Below are 7,349 nucleotides of genomic sequence, written 5' to 3' on the forward strand. Positions count from 1 at the left end.
CCCCCCTTTATAGAAGTTTTGGGGGTTATTGGTAATTTTTTACCGTTTGTATGAAAATCTTCACCTTTTCCGGTTCAATATCTGGATAAACCCCATGTCCCAGGTTAGCAATATGCCTGGATCCTTTGAACTGATCCATCATTCGATTGGTGGCTTCTTCCACTTGTTTGGGAGTACCATAGAGTGCTGCTGGATCTAGGTTTCCTTGAAGGGTTTTGCCTGAGCCAATAAGTTCACGTGATTTGGCTATCTCCATATTCCAGTCTAAACCTATGGTTTCGCAGTTGAGTGCAGCCATTTCTTTTCTGGCAAAAAATGCACCTTTGGCAAAAACAGTTTTTGGAACTTCATTGATAGCATCACAGATTTGGCTGATATATCTTAAAGAAAATTCCATATACTGATCAGGAGGTAAAATTCCCGCCCAGCTGTCAAAGATCTGTACCAAATTAGCACCTGCATCAATCTGGGCTTTCAGATAGTTGATGGTACTATCTGTAATCATTTGTAAGAGTTTGTGGGAAAAATCAGGTTGGGTATAAAGCATTGCCCTAGCTTTAGAGAATGTTTTACTGCCCGAACCTTCTATCATATAGGCAAAAATAGTCCAGGGTGCTCCTGCAAAGCCTATCAAAGGAACTCTGCCGTTTAATGATTTTTTAGTGATTTTGATGGCTTCTATGACATAGCTGAGGTCATCAACCCCGTCTGCTATTCTAAGTTTTCTGAGATCTGCTTCAGAATTTACAGTGCTGGGAAACCAAGGTCCTCTTTTTTCTACCATTTCATAAGGTAATCCCATGGCTTCGGGAATGACCAGGATATCTGAGAAAATAATGGCAGCGTCAACATCCAAGATATCAACAGGCTGAATGGTTACCTCAGCTGCCAATTCCGGAGTCTGTGCTAATTCTATAAATCCGCTTACGGATGCTCTTACCGCTCTATATTCCGGAAGAATTCTTCCTGCTTGACGCATCAGCCAAACAGGGGTTCTTTCCACTTTCTCCCCTTTAGCGGCCCTCAATAACAAGTCGTTTTTCAAATTCATGGGGCAAAGATAAGTCAGGAAATTATAATTTTTGCCATAGAAAAGGAATTCAGGCTTATAAAACAAAAAGACCTGCCAAGGGCAGGCCTTTTGTAATTACTAGGTATGCTTTTTATGGATTTTTAGGCTGAATCGTTACCACATCATCCTCAGTGGCGCCAATAAGTTCCATTACGCCGTCATAGTCATTGAAGTCAATTCTTCCTGAAGTGGCAAAATCGGCTGGAATAACTACAGCTCTGATTCTTTGGTTTCTCGTCCATGAGTTGTCCAATAAGGCAGGATCAAAGGTTGTTTCAAGAAATACGGTAAAATCATTTCTTGAGAAATCGTAATTATAAATCAAAACGCCTTCATCAAATAATACGGTTTGGGGAAGGAGTCTCCAGATGGGCGTACCGTTGAAAGATTCCCAACGAATGAATACCAAAACCACATCACTGGCTTCAATTGGTGGATTAAAGTCAAAATCGACGAAATAATCATTTTGGGCAGTGAAATTAACATCGGCCTCAAATACTTCCCCAAGTAATACCAGTCCAGGTTGACCTTGTTGGCCTTGTGGGCCAGGAGGTCCTGGAGGGCCGATTGGGCCTTCACAAGCTTGGAAAAATGCTGCTAGTCCAAGCGTTAAGAGGGTAAGTAATCTTTTCATATATGTTTGTTTAAGTGAATATGTTGTGTCAAAGAATAATTTTGTTGGTATTTAAATAATCATTTATTGAGATTTCATTTAACCAAAATTATACCAAATTTTGTTTCCTGTTTTTATTTTTTGATTGCAATGACTCTCACGGCATCGGGGCTTATGATCTGATCTATAAATATGTTGGGTATGGGAAGTCCATTGCTTTTAGCAAAGCTTTCTATTTTCTTTTTGACTTTATTTGGTCCAGGCATTACATATCTGTTGGCGCTAATTTCCGCGACAATAGCCTGACTGGCATTCAGATTTAAAGAAAGGTAATCATTTTCCGAAATCCATTTCTTTTCTACCCCTACAAAAACCTCCATGGTATCGAGTTTTCCAGTAGGTTCCACATAATAGATGGTATGGAGCAAGGCACCTTCATTTGATTTTTGAATGGTTTCCATTTCCCGGAATGCTTTTCCTAGGGCTTCATTTTGAGGTGTCCCTCTGTATAGTATACCGGCCAACTCTATTTGACCCAGATTTTTTTTGGAGATTTCAATTTCATTGAAGCCACCCAAGGCATAAAACACATATAGGACGGCCGACAAAATAAACATCAGAAAAATTCCAATGGCTGTTTTTTTCATAATTAAAATAAGTACCTGACACCTATTGCACCCTGTAACCTGAGGTGCCCAAAACGGTCGATGAGTTCCATAAATAGACCTATTTCAGTAAATACACTAATGGGAAGTTCATCAAAGTAGTATTCTCCTCCTGCAAATATTTCAGGGCCGAAGTCCAGATTTCTTCTGTTATCCCTAAGTATTACCGTGCTGATTGTAGCGTCCGTGTATGCATAATTCACTCTTGCTGAGCGGAGTTGGGCGCCTATCCCAACATAACCCAACAAATACCCTATGTCAATATTCAGTTCATCGCTCAAGTCCTCATGGTAAATTCCCCTCAGGTTGAAAGAAAGCACATTACTCACACTATGCCCTGCATAAAAGGCATTAGGGGTAGGACGGTTATTGTCAAAGGATCTGCTGTAGTATTGTGCACTGTTTGCTCCAGCTCTTCCAAATAAACCTTCAATGGCAAATTGGTCATCAATAAACTTTTTGTAAGTAATGGAAAAAGGTTCTCCCAATCGAAGGCCTATGCCATCTTCCTGCGCTGATGCTGCGAAGGGTAACAAGGCGATAATCAATACAATAATTTTCTTCACGTCTTTCGGTTTAGTTTCCAGAATTTAACGGCGCAAAAATAAGGCCTGTTACCATTAATATTGAAAGAAATGATAAAAAAACCCCTTCAAATGACCAATTTTTAAATGGCCATAGACTTTAGTTGCATCTGATGTAATTGGGCATAGTATCCCCCTTTTTCCAAGAGTGTTTCGTGAGTACCTACTTCTTTGATCTCCCCTTGATGCAAGACAATTATTTTGTGGGCCTTTTGGATGGTGGACAACCTATGAGCTATGACTATTGAAGTTCTTCCTTTCATCATTTTTTCAATGGCTTTTTGTATCATCTCTTCTGTTTCGGTATCTACAGATGATGTCGCTTCATCCAGAATAATAATTTCTGGATTATACACCATTGCCCTTACAAAAGAAATCAATTGACGTTGTCCTACAGACAAGGTGGCGCCTCTTTCTTTTACATTGTAATCCAAACCTCCCGGAAGTTTTTCTATAAATTTTTTAGCCCCTACTAACTTGGCAGCCTGCATCACTTCCTCTCTACTGATATTGGGATTGCCCAAGGTGATGTTGTAATAAATGCTGTCTGAAAAAAGGAATACATCCTGCAGAACTACACCAATATGTTTTCTTAATGTGTTCAGTTCAAAATCCCGGATATCTGTCCTGTCAACTTTGATACTGCCTTTATTGATCTCATAAAATCTGCTGATCAGGTTAATGATAGATGACTTGCCTGCTCCTGTCGCGCCCACCAAAGCTACGGTTTCACCGTGCTTGACTTCAAAATTGATGTTTTTGAGCACCCACTCCTCCTCATTGTAGGCAAACCATACATTTTCCAAAGTAATATTTCCTTTGATTTTTTCAGGTTTTAGCGAGCCTTCATTAGGTATTTGTTCATCACTTTCCAGTAACTTGAAAATCCGGGAAGAACTTACTACGCCCAACTGTAAAGTGTTGAAACGGTCGGCGATCATCCTTATGGGCCTGAAAAAAAGCTGAAGATACATGATGAAGGAAATCAGCACACCTACTTTGATCTCAGCATCAAACACACCCGTGGCACCATACCATACCACCAAACCAATACCTATGGCCTGAATTATTTCCGCTACCGGAAAATATATGGAATAATAAAGGACAGACTTGATATGGGCTTTTCTGTGATCCCTATTGATCTCCTTAAATTTTTCAAGTTCCCGATCTTCCCTATTGAATATCTGAACAATATTCATCCCGGTGATGTGTTCCTGAAGAAAAGAGTTAAGGTTAGAGACCGCATTTCGGACTTCATTGAAGGCAACTTTTATCTTTTCTTTGAAAATATAGGTAGAGATAATCAAGAGCGGAAGGGTACACAAGCTCACCAATGTAAGTTTCCAGTCTATGTAAAACATGACTGCCAAAATGGTAATCAATTGTAGTAAATCACCAATAATCGCAGCTAAGCCTTCGCTAAAAACATCTGCCAGTGTTTCTATGTCTGAGATATTCCTAGTAACCAAACGGCCAATCGGTGTGTTGTCAAAAAATTTCAAACGCATCTTCAGCAAATGCCGATAGAGTTTGATCCTGATATCTTTGATGATGACCTGTCCTACCCAACCTGATAAGTAAGTATGTGCAAATTGTACCAAGGCCTGTAACAACATCAGGAAAATCAATAAATAAATAATCTTTACCAAGCCTTCCCCATCACCCAAAGCTACATAGTCATCTATGGCTACTTGAATGAAATAAGGTCTTGTTGGCGCTAAAATAGCCAACGAAATGGTCAGAAAAACCAAAAAATAAAACTGTGCCCGATAAGGCTTTACAAATTTGTAAAGTTTTTTAAGCACTTGGGTATCTACAATTTCCCCGCTGTGTACATTTTCTTTTTCCAAGCTCAATCGCTGTATTGTTTATAGGTAAAGGTCTTTGGGATAGGTAATCCTGCACAAATATAGCCCTTTTGCTGGTGCAGATGCCTTTGCGCTATTCCTGTTTTTGCTTTCTAAAATCTGCTTAAAATCTTCCGCGTTGATTTTTTCCAAACCAACCTCTATCAAAGTCCCTACAATTGCTCTTACCATTCCCCTTAGAAAACGGTTGGCAGTTATATGAAATAACAAAAGTGAACCTTTTTGTTCCCAATAGGCCGCTTTTATTTTGCAATTAAAGTTATTGACGTCTGTATGAACTTTTGAAAAACACTGAAAATCCTCCTCTTCTAACAACAAAGCGGCAGCTTCGTTCATCAAAGAGATTTTTGGTTCCTTATATATGGTCCAGGCGGATTCCTGCTCAAAGGGGTCCTTTCTTAGGCTTATTCTGTAAACATAACTCCTCCATATGGCATCAAAACGGGTATGCGCATCATTTTTCACCCTTTTTAGGGAGCATGATGCAATGTCTTTTGGTAAAATGCCATTCAGCTTTTTCAAAAATGTTGCTTCATCCAGTTTTTCACCAGTATCAAAATGCGCAAATTGCTGAGAGGCATGAACACCTGTGTCGGTTCTTCCACTTCCAACAATGGATATAGGCATTCTCAACAAAGTAGAAAGTGCATTTTCCAACTCGCCCTGAATGCTCTCAGCGTTTTCTTGGATTTGCCATCCATGGTAATTTGTCCCTTTGTAGGCCAATTCGAGGAAGTATCTGTTGGTTTCCATTATCAATGCACAAAGATAGTATTCGCTTTCAAAATTTTGGCTCCGTTTATCTAAACCTTGCGATTACAGATTTTACCCTTTTTCTTTGTCAAAATTTCCTTCGATTATGATACAAAGAATTCAATCTGTTTTTCTCTTTTTAGTGGCTGTTGCCATGGTGTTGGTCTTGATTTTTCCGGTATGGCATCAGGTTAATCCAGATCAGACCCAAATCATGACCTTGGATGCCTGGAGTCTGGTAACCAAAGACGTGGCCTCTGAGCAAATAATAGATTCAGAGAATAAAATGTTTATCGGCTTATTGGCAATAATCGCGGCAGGATTGGCTATATTCAGTTTGCTGCAATTCAAAAACAGACCCAAACAGATGATGATCAATATGATCAATTCATTGGTGATGCTCACTATTGTGGGTTTGATGGTTTGGGTTACCCATACTGCCAACGAGGTTTTCAACCCTAATGTAAATGGCGCATTTGTTTTAGGCTTCTGGGCTGTGTTTGCCGGCCTGGTGTCTAATATCCTTGCCAATAGGTTTATCAGAAAGGATGAAATGTTGGTCCGCTCTGTTGATAGGATCAGATAAATCACCGTTAGAACCAGCACATAAACTGCTGGTTTTCTTTTTTATTGTTTAATTTTAGACAAAAACTGCCATGAAAGTAGAGACCATCGCGATTCACTCAGGAACTATTATTACTGATACCAACCGTCCGGCGGTTCAACCGATCACGACCGCTACAACTTTTGAGCATCATGAAGGATCAATGGTCTACACCAGGGCTCAGAATCCCAATCGGCTTGCTTTGGAACAGGTTTTGGCCAAGCTTGAAATGGGGGCAGATGCGGCAGCGTTCTCTTCAGGGAATGCCGCGGCCATGGCCATTTATCAAGCCCTACCCTCCGGCAGTCATATCATTGCACCTGATGATATGTATCATGGAATCCGGAGACAATTACTTGAAATATTTAAAGGAATACACGCTACAACTTTTGTAGACATGTCCAATTTGGAGCAGGTAAGATCCTGTATCAGACCTGAGACGGCCCTTATATGGGTTGAGACACCATCTAACCCCTTATTGAAAGTCACAGACATTAAGGGAGTTGTGAATTTGGCAAAGCAATTTGGCCTAAAAGTGGCCTGCGATAATACTTTTGCCACACCCATCTTCCAAAACCCCTTGCTTTTAGGTGCGGATTTAGTGATGCATTCTACGACAAAGTTTCTTGGAGGACATAGTGATCTTCTGGGAGGGGCGCTGATTTGTAGAGCAAATGATGCTTTCTGGGAAAGAATCAGAATGGTGCAGCACGTAGGTGGAGCCGTACCTTCTCCTTTTGATTGTTATTTGCTTACCCGCAGCATCAAAACTTTGCCCTATAGGATGAGAGCCCATCATGCCAATGCTATGGCTTTATCCAAATTTTTAAGTTCCCGTCCGCAAGTTGAAAAGGTTTTTTACCCTGGTCTACCAGAACATGCAGGATATGAGGTAGCAAAAGCTCAGATGTCGGGTTTTTCCGGTATGCTTTCATTTACAGTAAAAGGCGGAGCGGATACAGCAGAGGCTGTCATTTCCAAGCTTCGGTGGTTTACCCATGCCACGAGTCTTGGAGGGGTGGAAAGTCTAATTGAAAGAAGGGCAGCAGTGGAGGGTCCAGATACCCTTACTCCAGCTAATTTACTGAGGGTATCGGTAGGCTTGGAAAATCCCGACGACCTCATTGAGGATATGAAGCAGGCATTGGCTTAAATTTTATAAAAACAAAAAGGCTGTCCTTGGACAGCCT

8 protein-coding genes are annotated in these 7,349 nt (G+C 40.5%); 2 read left to right on the forward strand and 6 right to left on the reverse strand.

Features of this window, described 5'->3' with window-relative positions; translation table 11 throughout:
* Nucleotides 1-25: 25 nt before the first annotated feature.
* The 6 genes from hemE to truA form a co-directional block, all read right to left on the reverse strand.
* Nucleotides 26-1,051 (reverse strand): uroporphyrinogen decarboxylase, encoded by a 1,026-nt coding sequence (gene hemE / locus B879_RS19920; RefSeq protein ID WP_009187031.1) that lies wholly within the window; start codon nt 1,049-1,051, stop codon nt 26-28.
* Nucleotides 1,052-1,163: 112 nt separating this feature from the next.
* Nucleotides 1,164-1,706 carry a hypothetical protein gene (locus tag B879_RS19925; RefSeq protein ID WP_009187032.1) on the reverse strand — a complete coding sequence of 181 codons (543 nt, stop codon included), beginning with the start codon at nt 1,704-1,706 and terminating at the stop codon, nt 1,164-1,166.
* A gap of 113 nt (nt 1,707-1,819) precedes the next feature.
* Complete coding sequence (locus tag B879_RS19930) at nt 1,820-2,332, reverse strand: hypothetical protein (RefSeq protein ID WP_040401363.1); 513 nt, start codon at nt 2,330-2,332, stop codon at nt 1,820-1,822.
* Nucleotides 2,333-2,334: 2 nt separating this feature from the next.
* The gene (locus B879_RS19935) at nt 2,335-2,916 is read right to left on the reverse strand and encodes a hypothetical protein (protein ID WP_009187034.1); all 582 of its coding nucleotides are present in this window, start codon (nt 2,914-2,916) and stop codon (nt 2,335-2,337) included.
* Between the two features lie 101 nt (nt 2,917-3,017).
* Entirely contained in the window at nt 3,018-4,790 is a 1,773-nt protein-coding gene (locus B879_RS19940) for an ABC transporter ATP-binding protein (protein WP_009187035.1), read from the reverse strand.
* Between the two features lie 12 nt (nt 4,791-4,802).
* A complete protein-coding gene (gene truA, locus B879_RS19945; RefSeq protein ID WP_009187036.1) occupies nt 4,803-5,555 on the reverse strand; it encodes a tRNA pseudouridine(38-40) synthase TruA in 753 nt (250 codons plus the stop codon).
* A 106-nt stretch (nt 5,556-5,661) separates the two neighbouring features.
* On the opposite strand from truA, the gene B879_RS19950 reads away from it, so the two are divergent.
* Together B879_RS19950 and B879_RS19955 are read left to right on the forward strand one after the other, a co-directional pair.
* Nucleotides 5,662-6,141: a DUF4293 domain-containing protein gene (locus B879_RS19950; RefSeq protein WP_009187037.1), complete on the forward strand. Its 480-nt coding sequence runs from the start codon at nt 5,662-5,664 to the stop codon at nt 6,139-6,141.
* A gap of 70 nt (nt 6,142-6,211) precedes the next feature.
* Nucleotides 6,212-7,312 (forward strand): trans-sulfuration enzyme family protein, encoded by a 1,101-nt coding sequence (locus B879_RS19955; protein ID WP_009187038.1) that lies wholly within the window; start codon nt 6,212-6,214, stop codon nt 7,310-7,312.
* The last annotated feature ends 37 nt before the right edge of the window (nt 7,313-7,349 follow it).

The sequence above is a fragment of the Cecembia lonarensis LW9 genome (assembly GCF_000298295.1).
Classification (GTDB): Bacteria; Bacteroidota; Bacteroidia; order Cytophagales; family Cyclobacteriaceae; genus Cecembia; species Cecembia lonarensis.

Excerpts from the sequence above, each read along its gene's own strand:
- hemE (WP_009187031.1), bottom strand. The coding sequence starts at position 1,051 with ATGAATTTGAAAAACGACTTGTTATTGAGGGCCGCTAAAGGGGAGAAA.
- B879_RS19925 (WP_009187032.1), bottom strand. The coding sequence starts at position 1,706 with ATGAAAAGATTACTTACCCTCTTAACGCTTGGACTAGCAGCATTTTTC.
- B879_RS19930 (WP_040401363.1), bottom strand. The coding sequence starts at position 2,332 with ATGAAAAAAACAGCCATTGGAATTTTTCTGATGTTTATTTTGTCGGCC.
- truA (WP_009187036.1), bottom strand. The coding sequence starts at position 5,555 with ATGGAAACCAACAGATACTTCCTCGAATTGGCCTACAAAGGGACAAAT.
- B879_RS19950 (WP_009187037.1), top strand. The coding sequence starts at position 5,662 with ATGATACAAAGAATTCAATCTGTTTTTCTCTTTTTAGTGGCTGTTGCC.
- B879_RS19955 (WP_009187038.1), top strand. The coding sequence starts at position 6,212 with ATGAAAGTAGAGACCATCGCGATTCACTCAGGAACTATTATTACTGAT.